Below are 26,321 nucleotides of genomic sequence, written 5' to 3' on the forward strand. Positions count from 1 at the left end.
TCTTGTTTCATCACTATGTCCCCTATGAACCGTACTCCCCTGCTGCTGATGGTGCTGGTCACCCTGCTGGCCGCCGCTGGCTGGCTCTTCTCGAAAGAGGCGATCCGCGAACTGCCCCCTGCCGCCTTTATCGGCAGTCGCTTCCTGCTGGCCGCCCTGTTGCTGCTGCCCCTCGCCTGGTTGCGTGAGCCACCGCCAACCCGCGCCCAGCTGGTGCGCGCCGCCGGTTGCGGTACATTGCTCGGTGCCAGCCTGCTGCTGTGGGTCACCGCCATCAGCCAGAGCGATGCACTGGGCAGCGGCGCCTTTATCATGAGCGTCGCGACCCTGATGGCCCCGCTGGCCGCCTGGGGAGCCTTTCGGGCCAAGCCCGGCCGCCACTACTGGCTCACTTTGCCCATCGCCATCGCCGGTTTGCTGCTGCTCTCCAGCAGTACCCATTGGGGAGTGTCGTTCTCGCTGTTCTGGTTTCTGGCAGCGGCCACCACTCTCGGTATCCAGCTCGCCGTTCATCGCCACTTTGCCCAATCCATTGCCCCCACCTGGCTCACCTGCATCCAGCTGGCAGTCACCGGCCTGCTCGGCACCCTGCTCTCCCTGCTGACTGAACAGTGGCCCGAGGCCGGGGTCAGCCACGGCATATGGGGCTGGTTTGCGGCGAGCGTGCTCATTGCCACCACATTGCGCTACTGGTTGCTCACTCACGCATTGAGCAAGATGACCACTGCCCACGCCGCCCTGATGATGCTGCTGGAACCGGTCTGGACCCTGATCCTGAGCACCCTCTTCTACAGCGAACCCCTCGGTGGCGCCAAACTGGCCGGTGCCGGACTGGTGCTCGGCGCCCTGGTGCTCTACCAGCTCCCCCTGCTGCTGCGCAGTGCACGGCTCAAAACGCCCGTCTGATACGCGTCACCGCCCTGCGGGGCGGTGTCACCATTTCCCTCTTGTTTGCTTATCTTGTCCTGTCAATGCTGACATTCTGTTAACAGTATTTAACCCCTGGTATCCAGAGGGTTAAAGGGCATACCCCATGAAAAAATGCCATATGGCCAGCTTGATGGAGGTCACATTCCTCCCCCGCGCCCCTCCCTATCATGCCCCCATCATTCGCCAGCCCGTCAAGTTGGCGATGGCACTTAAGTAGAACACTCACGAATAACAAGAGAACAGACCATGCAGCAAACCAGCCCCCTCAAGACGGTCACGGTCAGCATATTGGCAACCGCCATGCTGATCTTTGTGGCCCAGTACCTGATAGGCAAACAGGAGATCAAGATAGGCATCGCCATCATTCCGATCCTGCCGATGCTCTTTGCCGTCATCATCGGCATGTGCATTTCCGCCAAGCCGATCAAGGATCGCATCCCCGGCTGGAAGCAGCTCTTCACCGAGAAAGAAGAGAGCTTCTGCGGCAAGATGGTGGGCTTCAGCCTGCTGATCCTGGGCACCCAGTACGCGGGGATGATCATCCCCAACCTGAAGATGATCCTGAGCGTCGGCGTGCCGCTGTTCCTGCAGGAGATTGGCAACCTGCTGCCGATCCTGATCGCCATTCCGCTGGCGGTGAAGTTCGGCTTTGGTCGCCGCGCCATCGGGGCCTGCTCCTCCATCAGCCGTGAGCCATCCGTCGCTGTGATCCAGGGCAAGTTCGGTACCGGCTCCCAGGAGTACATCGGCGTGCTGGCCATCTACCTGTGCGGCTCCGTCATCGGCACCCTCTGGTTCAGCGTACTGGGCAGTATCGCTCCCCTCACCGGTCTGCACCCGCTGGCGCTGGCCGCCGGTTCCAGCGTGGGCTCAGGCTCCATGCTGAGTGCCGCCTCCGGTGCCCTGATTAACGGTCTCGACGAAGCACTAGCCCAGCAAGTACTGAGTATTGCGGCTGCCTCTAACCTGCTCTCGTCTGCCCTCGGCGCCCTCTCCCTCACCTATCTGGGTCTGCCGCTCGCTGAAAAAATCTATGCCCTGACTGCCAAAGGAGAGAAAGCATGAAAAGCATCGTAATGGATATGCGGTTCGTCTTTCTGGCGATCCTGCTGGCCATGTTTACCCAGACCCTGACCAGCGGCACCCCGCTCTGGCTGATGGGTGACAGCTTCATCGCCATGTCGTTGGTGGTGTTTGCCTCGCTGGTTGCCAAGCGCTACCTGCCCTCCTCCCTGCCGGCGTTTGCCTACGCCACCATCATCGGCATTCTCATCTGCCTGCCGGAGACCCCGGTGCGCAGCCTCTTCATTGACGCCGTTGCCAAGATCTCCTTCCTCTCCTGCTGCGTACCGCTGCTGGCCTTTGCCGGTCTCTCGGTGGGCGGTCAGCTGGAAGAGCTGAAGAAGATGTCCTGGAAAGTCATTCTGATCTTCATGATCGTCTCCACCTGCTGCTTCTTCGGCGCCTCGCTGGTTGCCCAGATCGGCTTCTCCATGCAAGGGATCATCTGATGAACAATACCCACATTGAACCGGCCCTGCTGGCCCTGCGCGACTTCAGTCAGGAAGTGCGCCACCACTTGCACACCATCCCGGAGGCCTCCGGCGTCGAGTTCAAGACCTCGGCCTACTGCCGCGAGCTGATGACAAGCTTCGGCTACCGCCTCACCGACTACCCCGGCTTCACCGGTTTTCACGGGGATCTGGTGGTCGACCCGGTGCTGCCGACCATCGCCTTCCGTGCCGACATGGATGGCCTCGAGATGCACGACATGAGCGACGTTGCGTTCAAGTCAAGCCACGAAGGGATGGCCCACAACTGCGGTCACGACTCCCATATGGCGATCGCCCTGACCGCCGCCAAATTCCTGGCCAGAAATCGGGAGCGCCTGCAGTACAACGTCCGCTTTGTCTTCCAGATGGCGGAAGAGGACATGCGGGTACCGGGCGCCGAGAAGATGGTGGAGCTTGGCTGCATGAAGGGGGTGGACGAGGTCTATGCCCTCCATAACGACGGCGCCATGGAGACCGGCACCATCAAGTTCAACAACGGTGTCATGTCCTCCTGGGGCTCCGCCTGGACGCTGGATGTGCACGGTATCTCCGCCCACGGCTCCACCCCCCACAAGGGGCTGGATGCCATCCGCGAAGCGGTGCGGATCATCGAGGATATGGACTACATCGTCGCCAAACGCACCAGTCCGTTCAGCCCGGCAGTGTTTGGCTGCGGCATGATCAACGGCGGCACCATTCCCAACGCCATCGCCGACCATGTGCAGGCACGCGGCACCATCCGCGCCATGGATGCCGAGACCGACCAGATCCTGAAGAACAGCTTCAAGGAGATCGTGGCCCAGAGCGAACTGCGCGGCTTCAAGACCAAGATGGTCTATGCCGGTTATCCAGCGGTAGAGAACCACGCTGATGCCTGCGCCCGCCTGCTGCAAGCGGCCGCCGATGTGCTGCCCAGCGATGGGATCAACGCTCAGGGTAAGCCGATGACCGGCAGCGAGGACTTCAGCTACATGGTCAACGCCTGCCGTGGCCGCAAAGGCGCCATGTTCTTCCTCGGCAGCGGCTGTCAGGCCAAGGGGATCTGCAACTACCTGCATGCAAATCCCTACTATCTGGATGACGACTGCCTGTTAGTGGGAGCCCAGATCTTTATCAATCTGGCCACGACCAGAAATCCCTAACGGGTCAGGGGATTTGCTCCTACCTACATCAGGCCAAATTCCCTACTACCCGGTTGATGACTGTCTGCAGGTCGGAGCACGGATCTTTATCAATCTGGCGACCCGCCGCGATTAATCCCGCATCCAGATAAAACCAAAAGAGAGGCCAAGGCCTCTCTTTTCTTATCTCTGCATTTTTGCTCTGGACGCGGCAAACAACCCGCGGCTAGAGCCACGGCAGCTCCGCCATATTGGCGGCAGGCGGCTGGTTGATGACGTGCAGTTGCAACGTCTCCCGGCTGATATGGGGGGCATAGAGGTGGATAAAGTCGTACATGTAGTCACGCAGATGGGCATGCTTGCGCAGACAGATATGGGTGGCGCTCGAGGCAATCAGGTGGTCGATGTTGAGGCTCACCAGATCCTCCCTGTCCCCCTCGTCGAAGGCCACGCTGGCGATCACCCCGACCCCCATCCCGAGCCGGACGTAATGTTTGATCACATCGGTGTCGGTGGCGGTCAACACGGTTTTCGGCGAAAGGCCGTGGCGGCTGAAAGCCTTGTCCATCTTGGAGCGACCGGTAAAGCCGAACACATAGGTGATGAGGGGATAACGAGCCAGATCCGCCATCGAGAGCGGCTGACTGTCGATCAGCGGATGACCGTGGGGCACCACCACACTGCGTCCCCAGCGATAACAGTGGACGGCGGCCAGCTCGTCGAACAGATACATGGATTCGGTGGCGATCGCCATATCCACATCGCCACTTTGCACCATCTGGGCCAGCTGGGCAGGCGCCCCCTGATGGAGCTGGATCGCCACATCGGGATAACGGCGGCTGAACTCTGTGATCACCGCAGGTAGCTTGTATCGCGCCTGAGTGTGGGTAGTGGCGATGCGCAGCACCCCGCTGGTGGCCAGTTGCTCCCCCAGCGAGAGCTGGTTGCCAGTTGCTCCCCCAGCGAGAGCTGGTTGATCTGCTCCACCTGCGCCACCACCCCCTTGGCCAGCTCCATCACCTGCTCGCCTGCGCGGGTCAAGCCGACCAGATTCTTCCCCTTGCGAATAAAGAGAGCGAGCCCCAGCTCATCTTCCAGCATCTTTATCTGCTTGCTGAGGGTGGGCTGGGAGGTGTAGAGCTTCTCCGCCGTCGCCGAGATGTTGAAGTTGTTCTTCACAATCTCGGTAAAGTTCTTGAGCCGGGCGATGTTCATCTGGTTACGGTTTCTCGGTTGCAAACAGCCAACAGAAAGTGGCATCGGATAAATAGACCTAGTGACCATACCACAGAGGGGTGAGGGATAACCTGCCTCAGGTCAGAAACCGGATGACTCATCCGACAGCCGTGATTAATTGCAGGCGAGGCGAACGCCAAGGACAACAAACAGGGCACCGATCGTCCGGTTGAGCCAGCGACCAACATGCTGTGACAACCGTACCTTGTGGCTGGCATAGGCGGTGCTGAAGACCAGAAAGTGGCACCAGATCATGCCGTTCAGGTTGAAGATGCAGCCGAGCAGGATAAAGGCGAGCGCCTTGTCGGGGGCATCCGGCGCGATGAACTGCGGCACGAAGGCGAGAAAGAAGAGCGCCACCTTGGGGTTGAGTACATTGGTCAGCACCCCCTGCCAATAGATGCGGCCATAGGAGAGCGCACGCAGGCTCACTCCCGCACTGTCGACCATGGTCGATTGCTGGCGAAACAGCGAGATCCCCAGATAGATGAGATAGAGAGCCCCCACCAGCTTGATCACGGTAAACAGCTCGGCCGAGGCACTCAGCAGAGCCGAGAGGCCCAGGGCCGCCGCCAGCACATGGACCATGACGCCGGTGCCAATCCCAAGGGTGGCCACTGAGCCAGCACGCCACCCTTGCGACCCGCTGCGCAGCATGATGAGCAGGGAGTCTGGCCCCGGCATCATGTTGAGCAGCAAGCCCGAGACCACAAACAGTGCCAAATCGTGGATCCCGAACATCTCTCCTCCTCTACTTCATCACTGCCAAAAGCAGAGGGCTCCGCAGAGCCCCCTGTATCATGAGTGTCTTTCTCTTGCCCCGCGGACTTGCACCTGCATCAGGGACGCAGCGCCTTGTCTGCCCGGGAGATGCCGCAGACGCCGGAGCGCACCACTTCGATGATCTCGTTGGTCTGGGCGGCAGTCTTGATAAAGGCATCCAGCTTCTCGCTGGTGCCCACCAGCTGTACCGTGTACTGCTCGGAGGTGACGTCGACAATCTGGCCACGGAAGATATCTGCCAGCCGTTTCAGCTCGTCACGGGCCCCACCGGCGGCACGCGCCTTGACCAGTGCGATCTCCCGCTCGATATGCTCCCCTTCGCTCAAGTCGCACACCTTGAGCACATCCACCAGCTTGTGCAGCTGCTTCTGGATCTGCTCCAGCACCCGCTCGTCACCCATGGTGACTATGGTCATGCGCGACAGGGTGGGATCCTCGGTAGGCGCCACTGTCAGGGTCTCGATGTTGTAGCCGCGCTGGGAGAAGAGACCCACCACGCGGCTCAGGGCGCCGGATTCGTTCTCCAGCAGAACGGAAATTATATGTCTCATCAGGTTCTCTCCGTCTTGCTCAGCCACATCTCGTCCTTGATGGAACCAAACTTGAGCTCCATCGGTACGACCGAAATAATGTGCCCCATTGTCAGGTCCTCTCCGTCTTGCTCAGCCACATCTCGTCCATGGCGCCAAACTTGATCTGCATCGGGTAGACATGCTCATCCGGATCGACCGAGATATCCATGAACACCAGCCGATCCTTGATGGCAAAGGCTTTCTCCATGGCGCTCTCCAGCTCCGCCGGGTCGCTCACCGCGATACCGACGTGGCCGTAGGCTTCCGCCAACTTGACGAAGTCGGGCAGGGACTCCATGTAGGAGTGGCTGTGACGGCCGCCGTAGAACATCTTCTGCCACTGCTTGACCATGCCCAACGCACGGTTGTTGATGGAGATGATCTTGATGGGCACCCCGTACTGCATGCAGGTGGAGAGCTCCTGAATGTTCATCTGCACCGAACCGTCACCGGTGACGCAGCAGACCACAGCCCCGGGATTGGCAAACTGGGCCCCCATGGCAGCCGGAATACCGAAGCCCATGGTGCCAAGGCCCCCCGAGTTGATCCACTGGCGCGGTTTGGCAAACGGGTAGTAGAGGGCGGCAAACATCTGGTGCTGGCCCACGTCGGAGGCGACGAACGCCTCACCCTGAGTCACTTTGTAGAGGGTCTCGATCACCTGTTGCGGCTTGATCTGGGTAGCCGACTTTTCGTAGGCCAGACAGTGACGGGAGCGCCACTGGTTGATCTGGCTCCACCAGTCCGCCAGCGCCTCCTTGTCGTTATCGAAGCCACACTCGCGGATCACTTCCAGCATCTGCTCCAACACGGTTTCCACCGAGCCGACGATGGGTACATGGGTCTGTACCGTCTTGGAGATGGAGGTGGGGTCGATATCGATGTGCACTATGGTGGCATTGGGGCAAAACTTGGCCACGTTGTTGGTGACGCGGTCATCGAAGCGGGCACCCACGGCGAAGATGAGATCCGCGTTGTGCATGGTCTTGTTGGCTTCGAAGGTGCCGTGCATTCCCAGCATGCCGATGAACTGCGGATGGATACCCGGGAAGGCCCCCAGCCCCATCAGGGTGGTCGTCACCGGCAGGTTCAGCAGCTCCGCCAGCTTGGTCACCAGATGATCCGCATTGGCGTTGATGGCACCGCCCCCCACGTACATCACCGGGCGCTGCGCCTCCACCAGCAGCTTGGCAGCCCGCTTGATCTGGCCCTTGTGACCCGACTTGGTCGGGTTGTAGGAGCGCAGGGAGACCGACTCGGGATACTGGTAGGGGAATTTCTCTTTCGGATTCTGCACGTCTTTTGGCAGGTCCACCACCACCGGCCCCGGGCGGCCGCTGGCAGCAATGTAGTAGGCCTTCTTGATGGCCTCGGGAATATCGCTCGCCTTCTTGCACAGGAAGCTGTGTTTCACCACCGGGCGGGAGATACCGATCATGTCGGTCTCCTGGAACGCATCCTCACCGATCATGCTGGTCGGCACCTGGCCGGAGAGGATCACCAGCGGAATGGAATCCATATAGGCAGTGGCAATACCGGTAATGCAGTTGGTCGCTCCCGGGCCTGACGTTACCAGCACAGTCCCCACCTTGCCGGTGGAACGGGCGTAACCGTCAGCCATGTGAACCGCGGCTTGCTCGTGCCGCACCAAGACATGCTCCATCTTGCCGTTTTCGAAGAGAGCGTCATAGATGTCGAGCACTGAGCCACCAGGGTAGCCGAAGACGTGCTCAACTCCCTGATCTTCCAGCGCTCTAACCACCATCTGGGCGCCTGATAACATCTCCATGATAAAGCCCTCCAGGCTTTGCTCCGTTTAGCGAATCCCGCCGACGATGCCGTGCTTCCCGGTACGGCCCGATCCGTTTCTTGTTGTTATCTGAAGTCAGATCGGCCCAATTCAGCCCCGTCGACAGGTGAAAAAAAGGATTTTTCCGTCATTCACCCGAAAATCGGGTGAAAAAACAACTTAACCCGCTTCATAACGCTTGTCCACGGCTTTATCTGACCAGAACAGTCATACATTTCAACCGGCTATTAACATTCAATGACTTGCCACAGCGACCATGAGACAAAAGGGAAGGAAGTCGGCGAATGGCTAGCTGATCATTCCACAGAGGGGAAAAACAGCCACAAAAAAGCCCACCGGTCAGCGGTGGGCTTGATGCCGGATGATGACTCAATTGTCCTGATCCGGCTCCGCCAGCCAGATCTGCTGATCCGGATCGGTCTCTTCACTGACCGAGATGCTGACGCCCATGTCCAGCAGTTCGTGCAGGGTCAGGTTGTCCGCCAGCGTCATGGTTTCGCCATTCTCATTGGTAAAGCGCATTTGCTCCGTCCTCTCCTTGGTGGGATCGCCTTTTAGTCTAGTCAACAACGCTCAGTTGCGATAACCAGCAACGGGATAAACAGTCGCCCCCATCCAGCTCGCTCAGACGATCGCTCACCTCCTCCGGAAACAGGGTGCGAGCCCAGAGCCGACGCGATAGAGAGGCCACACTCTCGTCAGCGCCCGCCGCCAGCCAGCGGGCCAGCTCCCCTGCTACATCGGGGTAACAGACTGCCCCGGGCGAGGCGCTGTCGAGCCAGGTGCGCACCAGATTGGCATCAAGCACATCCATCAGGGTCGCCAGCCCCATCATCTCGAGAGTCTTGCCATTGGTCAGCTGCTCGAACTGGCCGCCGAGGGGTTTGATTAGCAGCTTCTTGCCGAGGGTGAGCGCCTCGGAAGCCAACTCGAAACCCGCGTTGGAGATGACGCCACGACAACCGGCCAGCACGGCGATAAACCCGTGCCGTGACGGCGGCTCGAAGCGCAAGTTGCGCCACTGGTTCGGGGTGCGAATAGCGGGGTGAAAGCAGACGAAACGCTGCTGACCAAAGCGCGACAACAGGCCGGCGATCGCCTCGGTCTGCTCGAACGGCAGATAAACCAGGATCTCGCCGTTATCCGGCGCTGCGGCGATGGGGTCGATCACCGGCGGCAGCAAGGGGTGACCAAAGTGAAACCAGTGCAGCCCGAGCGGCTTATCCACAGGAGCAAAGTGACGCATCAGCTGACGGCTGACCCCATCCTCACCCCAACGCGGGATGGGCCAGTTGAAGCTGGCCTGATGACTGACGGTGAGGCTCGGCTTGCCATAACGGCGAGCGGCGTGGGCGGTCAGCGGCTCAAAATCGCTCACCACCAGATCGTATTCGCTGCAATCGAGAGCCCGCAGATCCCGCCAGAAGGTGAGCGGCGATACAGCTTGCAGGGTGCGCCACGGAGAAACTCGCCCCTCGTGACTGACAAAAGTGAGGCCGGGAAAGGCGCGGTAGGCGCCAAACTCCTCCATGTCGAAGTAGCGCTCGGCGGGGCGACCGCTAAAGAGATAATCCACCTCGACCCCTGCCGTGCGCAGCGCCCGCGCCAAGGTGCGACTGCGACTGATATGGCCGTTGCCGGTGCCTTGCACCCCAAACAGTATCCTCATGAGTGGCTCCAGCCGAGCGCCAGCACGGCGCAACCGCCCCCCAGCAGGGCACCGGCTACCAGATCGCTCAGGTAGTGTACCCCGAGCAGCAACCGGGATGCCCCCACCAGCGCCGCCCAGCCAAACAGCAGGGGCGCCCAGAGCGGAAAGCCGGTCGCCAGTATGGTGGCCATCAGAAAAGCGGCGGCGGTGTGGCCGGAGGGGAGGCTGTAACGATCGGAAGGGGTGATAAAGACCGGCAAGCCGACTGGCCGTTGCCGTTTCAGGCTGTTTTTCAGCAGCAGATAGAGGGGCAGTTCGATGGCGAAGGCAAGCAGCGCCAGTCGTACCAGTTCCCGCTCAGCCTCCCCCTGCCACCAGAGCAGGGCGGCCAGCACGGCGTAAAGCGGGCCATCACCGGTGCGGGAAATGAGGCGACTCACCCTCGCCTGCTGCCGGTTGTAGCCGTGAAGCAGGCAGACCCGGCACACCTGCAGGTCCCATTGCTGGATCTTGTTCATATTCCCTCCTTCCCTGAATGCTGCTTGCAGAGTAAGAAAGCGGGATGACGTTTCGTTGAACAAGGGATAACAGATTGATGAAAAAAGGGCCGAATGACCCTTTTAAATCTCGATATTGCGCCAAAATCAGTGGCTGCCGCGCAGGCCGGTCTCCATCAGACGGCAGTTGTGATCCGCCAGACGGGCCCTGAAGTGCTCATCCACTTTCAGGCCAAATACCTGCTCGTAGAGATCTTTCATCACGAATGGCTGCCACATCATGCTGAGGAAGGAGATCTTCAGCATGTCGGGATCCAGGTTGTCACCCAGCTCGCCGTTGGACTTCATGGTTTCCAGCAGGGCATCGAACTGTGGCAGCTGACGTTCCAGCAGGCGGTTCAGCACAAAATCCCGGCCCGGGCTCTTCTCGGTCGACAATGCGCTGGAGATGGTCGAGGTCAGCTCGCTGTTGGGCGCCATCACCTGATAGTAGGTGTTGAGCAGCTCGTTGAGGCTGTGAGTGCTGTGTTCATCTTGCCAGGCATGGTCGAGGGGCTCGGCGACATCGCCCAGCACCGCTTTGTAAAGACCCTCTTTACTGCCGAAGTAGTAGTGGAACATTGCCAGATTGGAGCCAGCAAGTTCCGCGATTTCGCGTGTAGTCACCTTGCTATAGGGAATATCGAGAAAACGCTCGCGGGCGGCAGCAAGCAACTTGTCACGAATGTCAGAACGTCCGACCGGACGACCTAGTCTACGTTTTTCCATTTAACACCTCAGATAATTCAGCCAATGCTGATAAGTCGATCTGGTTGCACAGAGAATAAATCGCAGCAGGAATGACCAGATAATCGGTCATGCACCGAATATGGGACAAGGGAATTTGCAATCCTTTACAATCCGATTAAATACGTCAGCAGATTGCCCCTGCCCCTCCAGGTTGACACAGCATAAAAATCTCGATATTGGTAAAAGCGTTATCGACAGGAAGGAATAACTACGTCATGCGTATCGCCACCCCGCTACTACTAATCTCCCTAATCGCGTTTACTCGCGCGGGATCCTTGTAGCCGGGCTAAGGCATAGCCGGAATTTACAAAAACCCGTGCACCCTGCACGGGTTTTTTTATGCCGCAGCAGGATGCACGTTACCGAAATTAGGAAGAGGGAAGTCACATGTCAGATCGGGTCATCATATTCGACACCACCTTGCGTGATGGTGAGCAGGCCCTGGCGGCCAGTTTGACAGTCAAGGAGAAGCTGCAGATCGCCCAGGCGCTGGAGCGACTCGGTGTCGACGTCATGGAGGTGGGCTTCCCGGTCTCCTCTCCCGGCGATTTTCAATCGGTGCAGACCATTGCACGCCACATCAAAAACAGCCGGGTCTGCGCCCTCGCCCGCGCCCTGCCAAAGGATATCGACGCCGCCGGTGAAGCCTTGCGGGTCGCAGAGGCCTTTCGCATTCACACCTTTATCTCCACCTCCTCCATTCATGTGGAGAGCAAGCTGAAAAAGAGCTTCGAAGATGTGCTGGAAATGGGGGTTGGCGCTATCAAGCACGCCCTGCGCTACACCGACGATGTGGAATTCTCCTGCGAGGATGCGGGCCGCACACCGATTGATAATCTCTGTCGCATGGTGGAGGCCGCTATCAAGGCGGGGGCCCGCACCATCAATATCCCGGATACCGTGGGCTACACGATACCGACCGAATTCTCCGGCATCATCCACACCCTGTTCAACCGGGTACCCAACATCGACAAGGCGATCATTTCGGTGCACTGCCACGACGATCTGGGGCTCTCGGTCGCCAACTCCATCGGTGCGGTGCAGATGGGGGCACGCCAGATCGAGTGCACCATCAACGGCATCGGTGAACGGGCCGGCAACTGCTCGCTGGAAGAGGTGGCAATGATCCTCAAGACCCGCGCCGACCTGCTCGGGTTGCACACCAATATCCGCCACAACGAAATCCATCGCACCAGCACCTTGGTGAGCCAGCTCTGCAACATGCCGGTGCAGCCCAACAAGGCAATCGTCGGTGCCAACGCCTTCTCCCACAGCTCCGGCATCCATCAGGATGGGGTGCTCAAGGCGAAAAATACCTACGAAATCATCACTCCCGAGAGCATTGGCCTGACCCAGAACAATCTCAACATGACCTCCCGCTCCGGCCGTCACGTCATCAAGCACCGGATGGAGTCAATGGGGTATGCCGAGACCAGCTACGACCTCGACCACCTCTACGGCAAATTCCTGACCCTGGCCGACAAGAAGGGTCAGGTGTTCGACTACGACCTCGAAGCGCTGGCCTTCTTCAGCCAGATCCACGAAGAGCCCGAGCACTTCAAGCTGGAGTACCTCGGGGTGCAGAGCGGCAGCTCGGTACTGGCCACCGCCTCGGTCAAATTGAAGGTGGGACAGGACCTGATCTGCGAAGCGGCTACCGGCAATGGCCCGGTGGATGCGGTCTACCAGTGCATCAACCGAATCACCGGCTATGAGATCCGCATCGACAAATATGCCCTCAAGAGCAAGGGCGAAGGGGAAGATGCCCTCGGTCAGGTCGATATCGTCGCCGAGTACAAGGGGCGCAAATTCCACGGCATGGGGCTGGCCACCGACATCATCGAATCCTCGGCCCACGCCCTGCTCCATGTGATCAACAGCATCTGGCGCGCCGATCAGGTCGCCGAACAGATGGAACGAAATAACACTATCAAGACGGAGACAGTATGAGCAGTTATCGGATCGCAGTATTGCCGGGTGACGGCATTGGCCCTGAAGTGATGGCCGAGGCCGTCAAGGTGCTGGAAAAGGTGCAGGCCAAATTCGGCTTCGCTCTCGACTACGAGCACCATGACGTGGGCGGCATCGCCATCGACAACCACGGCACCCCGCTGCCGCAAAGCACCATCAAAGGTTGTGAAGCGGCCGATGCCGTGCTGTTTGGCTCGGTGGGCGGCCCGAAATGGGAACATCTGCCCCCCAACGATCAGCCGGAGCGCGGTGCCCTGCTGCCCCTGCGCGCCCACTTCAAACTGTTCTGCAACCTGCGTCCGGCCCGTATCTATACCGGTTTAGAGCAGTTCTCACCCCTGCGTGCCGACATCTCCGATCGCGGATTTGACATCGCCTGTGTGCGCGAGCTGACCGGTGGCATCTACTTTGGCCAGCCCAAGGGGCGCGAGGGAGAAGGGGCGAACGAGAAGGCGTTCGATACCGAGGTGTATCACCGCTTCGAGATTGAGCGCATCGCCAAGATTGCCTTTGAGTCGGCGCGAGTGCGCCGCGGCAAGGTCACCTCCATCGACAAGGCCAACGTGCTCGCCTCCTCCATCCTGTGGCGTGAGGTGGTGACCGAGGTCGCCAAGTCCTATCCGGACGTAACCCTCAACCATATGTACATCGATAACGCCACCATGCAGCTCATCAAGGATCCGTCCCAGTTCGATGTGCTGCTCTGCTCCAACCTGTTTGGTGACATCCTCTCCGACGAGTGCGCCATGATCACCGGCTCCATGGGACTGCTCCCCTCCGCCAGCCTGAACGAATCAGGTTTCGGTCTGTTCGAACCGGCCGGTGGCTCGGCGCCGGATATCGCCGGCAAAGGGATCGCCAATCCCATCGCCCAGATCCTCTCCGCCGCCCTGATGCTGCGCTACAGCTTAGGGATGGAAGCCGCCGCCCAGGCCATCGAGCAAGCTGTGGCCCAGACCCTGGCCGAAGGCTACTTCACCGCCGACCTGCATCAGGCCAGCGCCAAGCACCCGGTGCAGAGCACGTCCGAGATGGGTAGCCAGATCGCCGCCCGGATCTGAGCCGCATAACAGATAACTCTGAGCCACATAACAAGGAAGAGAGACGCAATGGCCAAGACCCTCTATCAGAAAGTATTCGACGCCCATGTGGTACGGGAAGTGGAAGGGGAGACCCCCCTCATCTACATCGACCGCCATCTGGTGCATGAAGTGACCAGCCCGCAGGCATTCGACGGCCTGCGCGCCATGAACCGCCAGCTGCGCCGCCCGGATCTGACCTGGGCCACCATGGATCACAACGTCTCCACCACCACCAAGGACATCGCCGCCTCCGGCGAGATGGCCCGCATCCAGATGGAGACGCTGGCCGACAACTGCAAGGAGTTCGGAGTTCGCCTCTACGATCTCAACCACAAATATCAGGGGATCGTCCACGTAATGGGCCCCGAGCTTGGCATCACATTGCCCGGCACTACTATCGTCTGCGGCGACTCCCACACCGCCACCCATGGCGCCTTCGGTTCGCTGGCATTCGGCATCGGCACTTCCGAGGTGGAACATGTGATGGCCACCCAGACCCTGAAACAGGGCCGGGCCAAGACCATGCGCATTTCGGTCAACGGCAAGCTGAGCGATGGCATCAGCGCCAAGGACGTGGTGCTGGCCATCATAGGCCGGGTCGGCCATGCCGGTGGTACCGGCTACGTGGTGGAGTTTGCTGGCGAGGCCATTGCGAGCCTCTCCATGGAAGGGCGGATGACGGTGTGCAACATGGCCATCGAGCTCGGCGCCAAGGCGGGGATGATTGCCCCCGACCAGACCACCATCGACTACATTCGCGGCAAGGAGTTTGCCCCCGAGGGCGAGGTGCTGGAGCAGGCCATCGCCTACTGGCAGAGCCTCAAGAGCGATGAAGGTGCCCACTTCGATGCCGAGGTGGCGCTGGACGCCGCCGATATCGCCCCGCAGGTCACCTGGGGGACCAACCCGGGGCAGGTGATTGCCGTTAATGAGCCGATTCCGGCGCCAGAATCATTTGCCGATCTGATGGAGCAGCAGTCCGCCCGCAAGGCGCTCGCCTACATGGATCTGCAGCCGGGCCAGAAGCTCTCCGATATCGCCATCGACAAGGTGTTTATCGGGTCGTGCACCAACAGCCGTATCGAGGATCTGCGCGCCGCCGCCGCCATCGCCCGCGGTCGCAAGGTGGCTGCCGGTGTGCAGGCGCTGGTGGTGCCTGGTTCCGAGCAGGTGAAGGCGCAGGCCGAAGCCGAGGGTCTGGACAAGATCTTCATCGAGGCGGGCTTTGAGTGGCGCCTGCCCGGCTGCTCCATGTGTCTGGCCATGAACAACGACCGGTTGCAACCGGGAGAGCGCTGCGCCTCCACCAGCAACCGCAACTTCGAAGGGCGTCAGGGCCGCGCCGGTCGCACTCATCTGGTGAGCCCGGCCATGGCGGCCGCCGCCGCCGTCACCGGCCGCTTCGCCGACATCCGTGCGCTGTAATTACGAGGAGAACAAGATGACAGGCTTCAAGCAACACAAAGGGATCGTCGTCCCCCTCGACAGCGCCAACGTCGACACCGACGCCATCATTCCCAAGCAGTTTTTGCAGAAGGTCAACCGCACCGGTTTTGGCAAGCACCTGTTCCACGACTGGCGCTTTCTGGATGATGCCGGGGAGCAGCCCAACCCCGAGTTCGTGCTGAACCAACCGCAGTTCGCCGGCGCCAGCATCCTGCTGGCCCGCGAGAACTTCGGCTGCGGCTCGAGCCGCGAGCACGCCCCCTGGGCGCTGGCCGACTACGGCTTCAAGACCATCATAGCCCCGAGCTTTGCCGACATCTTCTACGGCAACGCCATCAACAACGGCATGGTGCCGGTACGCCTGAAGGAAGAGGAGGTTGACGCCCTGTTCCAACTGGTGGCCACCAAGCCGGGCATCGAGATCGAAGTGGATCTGGAAGCGAATCAGGTGCGTGCCAGTGAGCTCAGCTTTAGTTTCGAGATTGACGAGTTTCGCCGCTACTGCCTGCTCAACGGGCTGGATGCCATCGGCCTGACCCTGCAACACGAAGCGGCCATCAGCGCCTTCGAGGCCAAGCAGCCGAGCTGGATTTAACGCGCCAGTTGCAAAAAAACGAGTAGAATCAACAGGGAGCTTAGGCTCCCTGTTTTACTGTCCGCTACGCTTCCCACTTTGAGCCACCGCAACTGGCCCGTGTCACAGGAAAGGATGATGAAGAGACCGACGGCAATTCCTCTGCTCTGTGCCCTGCTGCTTGCCCTGCCTGCGGGGGCCAGCCAAACCAGCTTCAACAACAGCCTCGGTCAGATCAGCGTCGGCTGGCAAGATAGCGAAGGCAAACCCCAACAGCTCACCTACCGGCTCGAACAGGGCAAGTTGCCGCCCCTTATCGCCTATCGCCCGGCGAGAATGCAGGAGGAGGTGTTGCAGGTGTTGCTGCGGGAGGTGCGCCAGAACTACCCCGAGGTGCAGTTCACCCTCGCTCGCCCATCGCTGGAGCTGCATCTGAAAAGCCGCAATCAGGACAAGGCGCGCGAGGCGATGGCCTGGCTGGAGTCACAGCGGAGCAAGGAGGAGCAGGCGTGGCTGACCAAGCACTATTTCCAGTACTTCACTCCCCCTGACGGGCAACTGGCGGTCAAACAGGATCATGTGCGCATTGCACTGGAAAGCCGCAACGGGCTGGCTCCACTGGCGGATCAACTCAAGCAGCAAGGCAGTACCGAAACGGAAGCGCGCCAGAAGACCGTGGCCCATATGCTCACCTTTATCCAGAGCATCCCCTATCAGCAACTCGACAGTCTGAACGGCAGGCAGGGCAAGGGATTTCTATCTCCCCGTCAGGTGCTGGAGCAGAACCGGGGTGATTGCGACAGCAAGGTAACCCTGATGGCCGCCATGCTGGCTCAGCTCTTTCCGGAGCTGAAACAGGCCATGGTGTTCGTCCCCGGCCATGCCCTGCTGGCCGTTGACCTGCCCGCCAAGCCGGGGGATGTGACCCTCAACTGGCAGGGGCAGAACTACCTGCTGCTCGAACCTACCGGTCCCGCCACCTTGCCTGCAGGCCAAATAGCATCGACCAGCAAAACGCTGGTCGATAGCAAGCAGTTGAGTGTGCAGCCAGTTCAGGAAAAAGGGTAATCCCCTCCCTCTGCCGATAGAGAGAAAAAGGATTAACCCTGAGGCAGAAACTCCACCGCCAGCAGCAACCCGCTCTCCTCCTCCAGCACCCGGATAATACGGGCATGGGCTTCAAAGGGAGGTAACAGGTTGTTGTTGGTGGCAAGACTGATCCGGATGGGTTGATTGATGTCGAGCTGGTGTTCAGAGACCGCAATCCCCATGCCGTTGGCACTGAGATCCCGGCAGATCCCCTCCAGCACCAGCTGCTGCTGATAGACGGTGACCGGAGCATTGATGACCATGCGCGCAAAGGCACGCCTTTCCTTGGTATTGGTAAGCACGCGAACATCCTCTGTTGGGTGGGCGTCATCTCATGGGTATTGCACAATTGTGCTGGTCTACCCAAAAGAACGTTAATACAATGCGGTTCGTTTCTCAAACGGGGTGCGGTTTACCGCTGAGATTATACCCGTGTACCTGATCCAGATAATGCTGGCGGAGGAATTTGAGGCATGGCGCTCATTTTTTGCGCCCTCACCCGCTGGCACCTCGTTATTAACAAGTAATAGGGAGTGCCACCCATGAAGACCCTGCTGCTGGTCACCACCGGCCTGCTGTCGGCCAATGTGTTCGCCGCCGACACCCTCACCGTCTACACCTACAGCTCCTTCACTGCCGAGTGGAGCCCGGGACCCAAGATCAAACAGGCCTTCGAGAAGGAGTGCAACTGCACCCTCAATCTGGTTCCCCTCGAAGATGGGGTGGCCATCCTCAACCGGTTGCGGCTGGAGGGCAGCCACAGCAAAGCTGATCTGGTGCTGGGGCTCGACGATGCCCTCGTCAGCGAAGCCAAGCAGAGCGGCCTGTTCGCCCCTCACTCCACCAAGCTGGATGGTCTGAAGGTGCCCGGCGGCTGGCAAGATGAGACCTTCGTCCCCTACGACTACGGCTACTTCGCCTTTGTCTACGACAAGGAGAAGCTCAAGCAGCCACCCAAGAGCCTGAAAGAGCTGATGGAACGGCCCGATCTCAAGGTGATCTATCAGGATCCCCGCACCTCAACCCCGGGACAGGGACTGATGTTGTGGATGAAGTCCGTTTACGGCGACAAGGCGCCTGCCGCCTGGGCCGAGCTTGCCAAAAAGACGGTCACCGTCACCAAGGGGTGGTCAGAGGCCTATGGCATGTTCCTCGATGGCGAAGCGGACATGGTGCTCTCCTACACCACCTCCCCCGCTTATCACCTGATTGCCGAGAACAAGCCCCAGTATCAGGCTGCGGAGTTTGAGGAGGGTCACTACCGTCAGGTGGAAGTAGCCGCCAAACTGAAAAGCTCCAAACAGGAGAAGCTTGCTGAGCAGTTCCTGCAATTTATGGTGAGCCCCGCCTTCCAGAACGAGATCCCGACCGGCAACTGGATGTATCCGGTCATCGACACGCCGCTGCCCAAGGGCTTCGAGCAGATGATCTCCGTCAGCAAACCGCTGGCCTTCAGCGCCGATGAGGTGGCTGCCCATCGTAAAGGGTGGATCCGCGAGTGGCTGCAAGCCGTCACCCAGTGAGCCGTCATCTGAAACCACAGACTCGCCTCCTCTGGTGGCTGCCGGGTAGCGCAGCCACCCTGTTGATCCTGTTGTTGTCCCTCGGACCACTCGCGGCCCTGTTGTGGCAGGCCGGTTCGCTGGCGCCACGCACCCTGCTCGCAGATCCTTATCTGCGCCATGTGCTGGGCTTCAGTCTCGGGCAGGCACTGCTCTCCACCCTGCTCAGTCTAGGGTTAGCCATTCCGGTGGCCCGCGCGCTGGCGCGGCGCCGCTTCATCGGTCGTACCCTGCTCATCAAGCTGTTTGGCCTCTCGCTGGTGCTGCCGGTCATCATCGCCATCTTCGGTATCGTGGCGGTACATGGCAAACAGGGGTGGCTGCCACAACTGCTACGCTCGCTTGGGCTCGATCCCGGCAACTACCTCTACGGCCTGTTTGGCATCCTGCTGGCCCATGTCTTCTTCAATATGCCGCTAGCGGCCCGCCTGATGCTGCAGAGCATAGAGAGCATTCCCGAATCGAGCTGGCGCCTCGCCAGCCAGCTCGGCATGCGATCAAGCCACATCTTCCGGCTGCTGGAGTGGCCGCTTATTCGCGGCATATTGCCGGGGCTTGCCAGCCTCATCTTTATGCTCTGCTTCACCAGCTTCACCACAGTGCTGGCGCTGGGGGGTGGGCCGAAATCCACCACGCTGGAGGTGGCCGTCTATCAGGCGCTGCGCTTTGACTTCGATCTCGCCACCGCGGGTGGACTGGCGCTGGTGCAGCTGATCCTGACCGCCGCCCTGCTCGCCCTGCAACACAAGCTGCAGAGCACCCCAGCCAGCAGAGTGACACCACGTCGCCCCTGTCTGCGGCCGGATCGCCATCAGCCGGGGACAGGCCTGGTGGATGCCGTGGCGCTCTGCGCCGGGCTAGCCATCTTCCTGCCGCCGCTGCTGGCCATCGTCTTCGCTGGCCTCCACCCTGGACTACTGACGGCGCTTACCTCCAGCAAGCTGTGGCAGGCGAGCGGCCAGTCGCTGCTGATTGCGTTGGCAGCCGGTGCATTGGCCACCTTGCTCGGCGGTGCACTGCTGCTGACCAGCCGCCATCTACGGATACGGGCTCGCAAGCGGCGGGCTGCCGCCCTGTGGGAGGCCAGCGGCTCGGTGATCCTGATGATCCCGGCAGTGGTGCTCTCTACCGGTCTCTTTATCCTGTTTATGCCGTTCGCCGATGTGTTCGCCCTCGGCCCCTGGCTGGTGGTGCTGGTCAACGCCCTGATGGCGCTACCCTACGTGCTGCGCACCCTCTCCGCCCCCATGCAGCTGGTGGTGCGCCAATACGACCGGCTGGCGGATAGCCTGGGGGTACGCGGCCTGCATCGCCTGCGACTGGTGGAGTGGCCGCTGCTGCGCCGCCCGCTAGCACTAGCGATGGCACTGTCGATGATCCTCTCGCTGGGGGATCTCGGCGCCATCGCCATGTTTGGCAGTCAGGAGCTCACCACCCTGCCCTGGCTGCTCTATCAGCAGCTTGGCAGCTATCGATTGACCGAGGCAGCCGCCACCGCTCTGCTGCTGCTGACGCTCTGTTTCTCCCTGTTCTGGCTGGTGGAGCGGGGTCTTGGAGGAAAACATGCTGAACATTGATACGCTGGTGACCAGCTACCCCGACTGGCGAGTCAGCTTCAGCGCGACCCTGCCCAAGGGGGAGATCACCGCGCTGATAGGCCCAAGCGGCGCGGGCAAGTCGACCCTGCTCGGGATGATCGCCGGCTTCGTGCCGGTGGAATCAGGCCGCCTCAGTTTCGATGGTGAAGACCTACTGCCACTGGGCCCCGCCGAGCGACCGGTCACCACCCTGTTTCAGGATCACAACCTGTTCCTCCACCTCTCGGTGTTCGACAATATCGCCATCGGCTTGCACCCGGGCCTGCGCCTGAGTGCAGCCCAGCGTGCACAGGTGATCGATGCAGCCGGGCGGGTTGGCCTTGGTGAGATGTTAGACCGCCAGCCTGAACAGCTCTCCGGCGGCCAGCAGCAGCGGGTCGGGCTGGCCCGTGCGCTGGTGCGCGGCAAACCGCTGCTGCTGCTGGATGAACCCTTCTCGGCCCTCGATCCCGCCCTGCGCCGGGAGATGCTGGCGGAGGTGGCTCGCCTCGCCTGCGAGCAGGGCATTACCGTGCTGATGGTGTCCCATAACCCAGAGGATGCCCAACTTATCGCCGATCAGGTGCTGTTCGTCGACGAGGGGCGCATCGCCCTGCAAGGCAAACCGGATATGCTGCAACACAGCGACCACCCTGGACTGCTGCGCTACCTTGGACAATGACCCAAGGACACTGAACCGGTGACGGGATCAAAAAAGGGAAGCCAAGTGGCTTCCCTTTTTCATATGAAGATAGTCAGCTAAATCAGAGATTTTCCTCGGCGAACGAAGCCAGTCGGCTGCGCACCACGCCATTGAGGAAGATGTTGGCACTGCCGTCGAAATCCTTGAAGCGCTCGACGATGTAGGTCAGACCCGAGGTCACCGGGCTCAGGTAGTTGGAGTCGATTTGGGCCAGGTTACCGGAGCAGACGATCTTGGTACCCTCGCCGCAGCGGGTGATGATGGTCTTGATCTGGGAGGCTGTCAGGTTCTGGCACTCATCCAGCAGCACGAAGGTGTTCTGGATGCTGCGCCCGCGCATGAAGTTGACCGATTTGAACTGGATATTGGCCTTCTCCATGATATAGCTGAGCGAGCCACTCATGTTCTCGTCCTGCTTGTGCAGCACCTCCAGGGTGTCGGTCACCGCCGCCAGCCAGGGCATCATCTTCTCCTCTTCGGTGCCGGGCAGGAAGCCGATGCTTTCGGCAATTTCCGGGGTATTCCGGGTGACGATCACCTTCTCGTAAATGCCCTTCTCAATCACCAGCTCCAAGGCCGCCGCCATTGCCAGCAAGGTTTTACCGCAACCCGCCGGGCCGGTCAGGATCACCAGATCGATGTGCGGATCGAGCAGTGCATCCAACGCCATCCCCTGATAGACATTCTTGGGATGGACGCCCCACGCCTTGCGGGACATCAGCCGCTCGCGCCCCAGATCCTTGATGCGGATCTTGTTGCCATCGTGGCTGAGCACCCGGGCGGCAAAGAAGTTCTCCTCGTCGATCAGGTACTGGTTGACGTGAACCCCCTCCAGCAGATTGGCATCGATCACATGGATGGTGTCGCGGCCGTGGGTCTCGCTCTCGCACTCGCCAACCCGCTCCCAGAAGCTGCCGGGCACCACCTGAAAGCCTTTGGCCAGCAGCCGGATATCGTCGATCAGCTGATCGCTACGGTAATCTTCAACGTGAGCAAGCCCGGCCCCTTTGGCCTTGAGGCGCATGTTGATGTCTTTGGTGACCAGCACCACCTGACGCTTCAACTCGTGCTTTTGCAGATAGAGGGCCGCGTTGATGATGCGGTTGTCGGCCTCCTTGTCGGTAAACACCTCGGCATCCTGCGGCAGATGGTGATCGCTGAAGATGCAGATATTGCCGCTCGCTTCGCCAGCCAGCGGAACGCCTTGGGTGATCTGATCCGGGGTTGCATCGCGGAACACATCTTCCAGCGCACGAATGGCCACCCGCGCGTCGCGGCTGACATCCTTGTTGCGATCCTTGATGTTATCGAGCTCTTCCAGCACCGTCATGGGGATGAGCACGTCGTGCTCTTTGAAGGAGTAGATAGCGAGGGGTTCGTGAAGCAGAACGTTGGTATCCAGGATAAACAGCTTTCGGTCCGTATTGTCCATAAGCATCCTCCTTGGCACTGAAGGGCCACGTGTGTGAATCTCGGATGTCATTGAAACCACACGGCCGTGACAGTTTTATTACCCTCAACGCTACGCCCGATTTTACCTTCACGCAACAAATCCCTTGGCCGCCCGGGTTGATTGCGTAGAAAAACAACAATAAAAAGACCGGCACTGTGGCCGGTCTTTTTTCTATCGTTCAACTACTTGGGCATGTCTGTCAGCCGCACTTGGAGTCGCCACAGTTGAGGCAGGTCATGCAGCCATCCTTCAGCACCAGCGCCTTGGTGTGGCACTTGTAGCAGAGCGCGGCATTGGCCGGAAAACCACTGCTCGTCTGCTGCTCTTCAGCCTCCTGAGCCGCCTTCAACTCGGCCTGCTTCTCGGCCAGAAACGCCTGCTGATGCTCGTCCAGTCCGGTTGCCTTGAGCATGCCAATCTCGGTGAGATGGCTCTCGATCACGTTGCCAATCTCGGCAATCAGCGAGGGCACATACTTGCCCTTGTTCCAGTAACCCCCCTTGGGATCAAACACCGAGCGCAGCTCCTCCACCAGGAAGGTCACATCCCCACCCTTGCGGAAAACGGCGGAGATGATGCGGGTCAGCGCCACGATCCACTGGTAGTGTTCCAGGCTCTTGGAATTGATGAAGATCTCGAACGGGCGGCGGGTTTCGTGCACCGTCCCCTCATTGAGAATGATGTCGTTGATGGTGATGAACAGCGAGTGCTCGGAGACATGCTCCGGCGTCTTCAGCTTGTAAGTGGTGCCCATCAGCCGCTCCGGGCGCAGCACAGTTTCGTGCATGTGCACCACGTCATCCTGCGCAGAAAGGTCTTCTTGCGGCTCATCCTTGGTCCGCACCTTGTAGGCGATGATTTTCTTGTCGATCTTCTTGACCATAATGTCTTTCTCAGAATTTACCGTAATAGCCTTCTTTCAAGGCGTCGTAGAGGTTGGCGGCCGTGTGCAACTCGCCATCGTATTCGATCTCTTCGTTCCCCTTGACGGAGATGACGGAGCCATCTTCCAGGGTGAACTCATAGAGGGTGTTCTCCAGATCTTTCTCCTTCACCAGTACGCCCTGGAAGGCCTCCGGGTTGAAACGGAAGGTGGTGCAGCCCTTGAGGCCGGAGTCCGAGGCATACATGTAGATGTCCTTGAACTGCTCGAACGGAAAATCGGTCGGCACATTGGCGGTCTTTGAGATGGAGGAGTCGATCCAGCGCTGGGCCGCAGCCTGAATGTCCACGTGCTGGGCCGGGCTGATATCGTCGGCAGTAATGAAATAGTCCGGCAGACGGCTCGCCTCATCATCGCTATAGGGTATGGCGGCCGAATTCACCAGCTCGCGGTAGGCCAGCAACTCGAAGGAGTAGACGTCGACGCTCTCCTTGCTCTTCTTGCCCGGCTTGATAACGTTGCGGCTGTAGTGGTGGGCAAAGCTCGGCTCGATGCCGTTGCTGGCGTTGTTGGCCAGTGACAGCGAAATGGTGCCGGTCGGCGCAATACTGCTGTGGTGAGTGAAACGCCCGCCCGCTTCCGCCAGCTCGGCGACCAGCGCAGGATCCACTTCGGCAACCTGTTGCATATAGCGGCTATAGCGCGCGTGCAGCACCTTGCCCTTCACCTTATCACCCACCTTGATGCCATCGGCAGCCATCTCGGGGCGCAGACGCAGCATCTTGCCAGTTACTTCGAACTCCTGTTCCATGATGGGCGCCGGGCCCTTCTCCTTGGCCAGACGCAGGGACTCCTGCCAGCCGGTCATCGCCAGCTCCTGTGATACCTGCTCGGTGAAGGCCACTGATGCAGCGGAGCCGTACTTGATCTGCAGCATGGTGAGAGTTGAACCAAGCCCCAGGAAGCCCATACCATGCCGGCGCTTGACTATGATCTCCTCGCGCTGCTTGGCCAGCGGCAGCTGGTTGATCTCCACCACGTTGTCGAGCATGCGGGTGAAGATGGCCACAACCTTGCGAAACGCCTGCCAATCGAACGCCGCTTTTTCAGTAAACGGGTCACGCACAAACTTGGTCAGATTGACCGAGCCAAGCAAACAGGCACCGTAGGGTGGCAACGGCTGCTCGCCACAGGGGTTGGTCGCACGGATCTCTTCACAGAACCAGTTGTTGTTCATCTGGTTGACCTTGTCGATCAGGATGAAACCGGGCTCTGCGTAGTCATAGGTGGAGGTCATGATGACATTCCACAGCTTGCGTGCTGGCATGGTCTTGTAGACCTTGCAGGCAACCTGCCCCAACTCGTTGAACACTACCCCTTCCTTATTGGGCCAGTCGGCCCAGAGCACCTGAGCGGGATCGTCCAGCGAAATGCCATCCTGCTCCACCTCTTTGGCGGTGTAGGGGAAGAGCAACGACCAGGGTGCATCCTCTTTCACCGCCTTGACGAACTCTTCGGTGATCAACAGGGAGAGGTTGAACTGGCGCAGGCGGCCATCTTCACGCTTGGCCTGAATAAACTCAATCACATCAGGATGGCGGATATCCATAGTGCCCATCTGGGCGCCGCGACGGCCACCGGCTGACGAGACGGTAAAACACATCTTGTCGTAGATATCCATGAAGGAGAGCGGGCCTGAGGTGTAGGCACCGGCACCGGAGACAAAGGCACCACGCGGACGCAGGGTCGAGAAGTCATAGCCGATACCGCAACCGGCTTTCAGGGTCAGGCCAGCCTCGTGCACCTTGCCGAGGATATCGTCCATCGAATCTTCGATAGTACCGGAGACGGTGCAGTTGATGGTTGAAGTGGCTGGTTTGTGCTCAAAAGCCCCGGCATTGGAGGTGATGCGGCCAGCCGGAATGGCTCCATTGCGCAGCGCCCACAGGAACGGCTCATACCAAGCTTCCGGCTCCTGCTCCTGCTCTGACAACGCACGGGCTACCCGCTGGTAAGTATCATCGATAGAGCTGTCGATGGGCATACCTTCCTTGCTCTTGAGGCGATACTTGCTATCCCAGATCTCGAGGGACGTTTCCTGCATGGGAATAAGGCGGGAGCCAAGCTCACTCTCCAGCACCGGGTTCGATTTAGCCATTTTCAATCAACCTTATGTGAATGCATCAACATCATGACAACAGCAGAGAACACAACCAATAGTGCCATCTAAAATAAATGACACAACATATAGTACACGTAATGCCATGAGGGCGCCGATTCTAACCTAAAAAAATGCCCCGGCCAGCAGATTTCTGGGTCGGGGCACTTAACTGATTAATTTACTGAGAGATTTAACACTCAGAGATAGATCAAGGCTTCTTGACGTAAACGGTCGGCGTTTCACCCGCCATATTCAGATAGAACTCGTAGACGCCATCGGCATCCGGTGAGAACTTCATGTCTTCATACTTGGAGCAGGGGTTGACCGGCACAGCCTCACCACCCAATACAGCGACACCATCACTCGGGCTCTTGTAGCCAAAGTTGGTACCGCAGCTCCAGCCTGAATCAGCAAACTTGAACTTGTAAGGGGCCCACTCTTTCTTGAGCGTGCCTTTGGCCATATAGAGCTTATCAGCGACCTTGACCACCTTGCTTTCATCAGTCGCCATCCAGTCGTTCATCTCCCCACGCAGGTAGATGGACTTGCCACCGAAGTCGCTGTTGTCTGCCCCAGCCTGCTCTGCGCCACCATTGGATGCACAACCGCCTAATACCAGGGTTCCCGCCGCCAGCATCATCGTTACTGTTCTTTTGAACATGGGTCTATTCCTTAAATTATTGTGATTCCTTGGCCCACCCATGTGGACTGAAGAATTAAACCAGAGGAGGCATCACAAGAAAGGTAGAGGCATCACATTCTGTGCTTTTAATATCCAACTCATTGAACCAATAAGCAAATATCAAGCACAAGGAAGAGTTTTTGGGCGCATTATGAGGGGAGGGTTAATGATAAACCGATTTGCTGAATATCAGCCA

The 26,321-nt window shown here is 59.5% G+C and carries 26 protein-coding genes and 1 riboswitch; of the genes, 12 read left to right on the plus strand and 14 right to left on the minus strand.

Annotated features, from left to right (window positions below; translation table 11 throughout):
- Window positions 1–24 precede the first annotated feature (24 nt).
- The 4 genes from BN1125_RS04125 (at window position 25) to BN1125_RS04140 (ending at window position 3,625) form a co-directional block, all read left to right on the plus strand.
- Window positions 25–906, plus strand: coding sequence for a DMT family transporter (locus BN1125_RS04125; protein ID WP_042010857.1), 882 nt, complete (start codon window positions 25–27; stop codon window positions 904–906).
- A gap of 270 nt (window positions 907–1,176) precedes the next feature.
- Window positions 1,177–1,995, plus strand: coding sequence for a DUF3100 domain-containing protein (locus tag BN1125_RS04130; protein WP_042010858.1), 819 nt, complete (start codon window positions 1,177–1,179; stop codon window positions 1,993–1,995).
- Window positions 1,992–2,441, plus strand: coding sequence for a hypothetical protein (locus BN1125_RS04135; protein WP_042010859.1), 450 nt, complete (start codon window positions 1,992–1,994; stop codon window positions 2,439–2,441). Before BN1125_RS04130 ends, BN1125_RS04135 begins: the two co-directional genes overlap by 4 nt.
- On the plus strand, window positions 2,441–3,625 hold the full coding sequence (locus BN1125_RS04140; protein WP_042010860.1) for a M20 metallopeptidase family protein: 1,185 nt from the start codon (window positions 2,441–2,443) through the stop codon (window positions 3,623–3,625). The genes BN1125_RS04135 and BN1125_RS04140 overlap by 1 nt, the downstream gene beginning before the upstream one ends.
- Window positions 3,626–3,830: 205 nt before the next feature.
- On the opposite strand, the gene BN1125_RS19460 is transcribed toward BN1125_RS04140, so the two are convergent.
- The 9 genes from BN1125_RS19460 to BN1125_RS04175 form a co-directional block, all read right to left on the minus strand.
- Entirely contained in the window at window positions 3,831–4,460 is a 630-nt protein-coding gene (locus BN1125_RS19460; RefSeq protein ID WP_244268458.1) for a LysR substrate-binding domain-containing protein, read from the minus strand.
- The gene (locus BN1125_RS19465; RefSeq protein WP_244268459.1) at window positions 4,457–4,819 is read right to left on the minus strand and encodes a LysR family transcriptional regulator; all 363 of its coding nucleotides are present in this window, start codon (window positions 4,817–4,819) and stop codon (window positions 4,457–4,459) included. The genes BN1125_RS19460 and BN1125_RS19465 overlap by 4 nt, the downstream gene beginning before the upstream one ends.
- A gap of 135 nt (window positions 4,820–4,954) precedes the next feature.
- Window positions 4,955–5,581 carry a LysE family translocator gene (locus BN1125_RS04150; RefSeq protein ID WP_042010861.1) on the minus strand — a complete coding sequence of 209 codons (627 nt, stop codon included), beginning with the start codon at window positions 5,579–5,581 and terminating at the stop codon, window positions 4,955–4,957.
- A gap of 98 nt (window positions 5,582–5,679) precedes the next feature.
- Window positions 5,680–6,174, minus strand: coding sequence for an acetolactate synthase small subunit (ilvN, locus tag BN1125_RS04155; RefSeq protein ID WP_042010862.1), 495 nt, complete (start codon window positions 6,172–6,174; stop codon window positions 5,680–5,682).
- A 91-nt stretch (window positions 6,175–6,265) separates the two neighbouring features.
- Complete coding sequence (locus BN1125_RS04160) at window positions 6,266–7,984, minus strand: acetolactate synthase 3 large subunit (protein ID WP_042010863.1); 1,719 nt, start codon at window positions 7,982–7,984, stop codon at window positions 6,266–6,268.
- A gap of 390 nt (window positions 7,985–8,374) precedes the next feature.
- Window positions 8,375–8,527: a hypothetical protein gene (locus tag BN1125_RS18915; RefSeq protein WP_098972262.1), complete on the minus strand. Its 153-nt coding sequence runs from the start codon at window positions 8,525–8,527 to the stop codon at window positions 8,375–8,377.
- 37 nt (window positions 8,528–8,564) lie between these two features.
- The gene (locus tag BN1125_RS04165) at window positions 8,565–9,674 is read right to left on the minus strand and encodes an MJ1255/VC2487 family glycosyltransferase (RefSeq protein ID WP_042010864.1); all 1,110 of its coding nucleotides are present in this window, start codon (window positions 9,672–9,674) and stop codon (window positions 8,565–8,567) included.
- Window positions 9,671–10,174 (minus strand): phosphatase PAP2 family protein, encoded by a 504-nt coding sequence (locus BN1125_RS04170; protein WP_005339149.1) that lies wholly within the window; start codon window positions 10,172–10,174, stop codon window positions 9,671–9,673. Before BN1125_RS04170 ends, BN1125_RS04165 begins: the two co-directional genes overlap by 4 nt.
- Before the next feature lie 126 nt (window positions 10,175–10,300).
- Window positions 10,301–10,921 carry a TetR/AcrR family transcriptional regulator gene (locus BN1125_RS04175; RefSeq protein ID WP_042010865.1) on the minus strand — a complete coding sequence of 207 codons (621 nt, stop codon included), beginning with the start codon at window positions 10,919–10,921 and terminating at the stop codon, window positions 10,301–10,303.
- 408 nt (window positions 10,922–11,329) lie between these two features.
- Between BN1125_RS04175 and leuA the strand changes: the two genes are divergently transcribed.
- The 5 genes from leuA (at window position 11,330) to BN1125_RS04200 (ending at window position 17,083) form a co-directional block, all read left to right on the plus strand.
- Window positions 11,330–12,892: a 2-isopropylmalate synthase gene (leuA, locus tag BN1125_RS04180; RefSeq protein WP_042010866.1), complete on the plus strand. Its 1,563-nt coding sequence runs from the start codon at window positions 11,330–11,332 to the stop codon at window positions 12,890–12,892.
- Entirely contained in the window at window positions 12,889–13,974 is a 1,086-nt protein-coding gene (gene leuB, locus BN1125_RS04185) for a 3-isopropylmalate dehydrogenase (protein ID WP_042010867.1), read from the plus strand. Before leuA ends, leuB begins: the two co-directional genes overlap by 4 nt.
- 48 nt (window positions 13,975–14,022) lie before the next feature.
- Window positions 14,023–15,420 (plus strand): 3-isopropylmalate dehydratase large subunit, encoded by a 1,398-nt coding sequence (gene leuC / locus BN1125_RS04190; protein ID WP_042010868.1) that lies wholly within the window; start codon window positions 14,023–14,025, stop codon window positions 15,418–15,420.
- Between the two features lie 16 nt (window positions 15,421–15,436).
- Complete coding sequence (gene leuD, locus BN1125_RS04195; RefSeq protein ID WP_042010869.1) at window positions 15,437–16,036, plus strand: 3-isopropylmalate dehydratase small subunit; 600 nt, start codon at window positions 15,437–15,439, stop codon at window positions 16,034–16,036.
- Window positions 16,037–16,153: 117 nt separating this feature from the next.
- Window positions 16,154–17,083, plus strand: coding sequence for a hypothetical protein (locus tag BN1125_RS04200; protein ID WP_042010870.1), 930 nt, complete (start codon window positions 16,154–16,156; stop codon window positions 17,081–17,083).
- 32 nt (window positions 17,084–17,115) lie between these two features.
- Here the strand turns inward: BN1125_RS04200 and BN1125_RS04205 are convergent, their stop codons facing one another.
- The gene (locus BN1125_RS04205) at window positions 17,116–17,406 is read right to left on the minus strand and encodes a PilZ domain-containing protein (protein WP_005339160.1); all 291 of its coding nucleotides are present in this window, start codon (window positions 17,404–17,406) and stop codon (window positions 17,116–17,118) included.
- An 89-nt stretch (window positions 17,407–17,495) separates the two neighbouring features.
- Window positions 17,496–17,586, plus strand: a riboswitch (TPP riboswitch).
- Window positions 17,587–17,646: 60 nt separating this feature from the next.
- Between BN1125_RS04205 and thiB the strand changes: the two genes are divergently transcribed.
- Genes thiB through thiQ form a run of 3 tightly spaced genes read left to right on the plus strand, consistent with a single transcriptional unit; the run spans window position 17,647 to window position 20,925 of the window.
- Window positions 17,647–18,627: a thiamine ABC transporter substrate binding subunit gene (thiB, locus tag BN1125_RS04210; RefSeq protein WP_042010871.1), complete on the plus strand. Its 981-nt coding sequence runs from the start codon at window positions 17,647–17,649 to the stop codon at window positions 18,625–18,627.
- A complete protein-coding gene (gene thiP, locus BN1125_RS04215; protein WP_042010872.1) occupies window positions 18,624–20,243 on the plus strand; it encodes a thiamine/thiamine pyrophosphate ABC transporter permease in 1,620 nt (539 codons plus the stop codon). The genes thiB and thiP overlap by 4 nt, the downstream gene beginning before the upstream one ends.
- Window positions 20,230–20,925 (plus strand): thiamine ABC transporter ATP-binding protein, encoded by a 696-nt coding sequence (gene thiQ, locus BN1125_RS04220; RefSeq protein ID WP_042010878.1) that lies wholly within the window; start codon window positions 20,230–20,232, stop codon window positions 20,923–20,925. The genes thiP and thiQ overlap by 14 nt, the downstream gene beginning before the upstream one ends.
- Window positions 20,926–21,007: 82 nt before the next feature.
- Here the strand turns inward: thiQ and BN1125_RS04225 are convergent, their stop codons facing one another.
- The 4 genes from BN1125_RS04225 to BN1125_RS04240 all read right to left on the minus strand — a co-directional run bounded on the left by BN1125_RS04225 (window position 21,008) and on the right by BN1125_RS04240 (window position 26,104).
- Window positions 21,008–22,378, minus strand: a complete 1,371-nt coding sequence (locus tag BN1125_RS04225) for a PhoH family protein (RefSeq protein ID WP_042010873.1) — start codon at window positions 22,376–22,378, stop codon at window positions 21,008–21,010.
- A 220-nt stretch (window positions 22,379–22,598) separates the two neighbouring features.
- Window positions 22,599–23,282: a TSCPD domain-containing protein gene (locus tag BN1125_RS04230; protein WP_042010874.1), complete on the minus strand. Its 684-nt coding sequence runs from the start codon at window positions 23,280–23,282 to the stop codon at window positions 22,599–22,601.
- 10 nt (window positions 23,283–23,292) lie between these two features.
- Window positions 23,293–25,440, minus strand: coding sequence for an adenosylcobalamin-dependent ribonucleoside-diphosphate reductase (locus BN1125_RS04235; protein ID WP_042010875.1), 2,148 nt, complete (start codon window positions 25,438–25,440; stop codon window positions 23,293–23,295).
- 211 nt (window positions 25,441–25,651) lie between these two features.
- The gene (locus BN1125_RS04240) at window positions 25,652–26,104 is read right to left on the minus strand and encodes an early set domain-containing protein (RefSeq protein WP_005349109.1); all 453 of its coding nucleotides are present in this window, start codon (window positions 26,102–26,104) and stop codon (window positions 25,652–25,654) included.
- Window positions 26,105–26,321: the final 217 nt, after the last annotated feature.

Source organism: Aeromonas fluvialis, assembly GCF_000819885.1.
Lineage (GTDB): Bacteria > Pseudomonadota > Gammaproteobacteria > Enterobacterales > Aeromonadaceae > Aeromonas > Aeromonas fluvialis.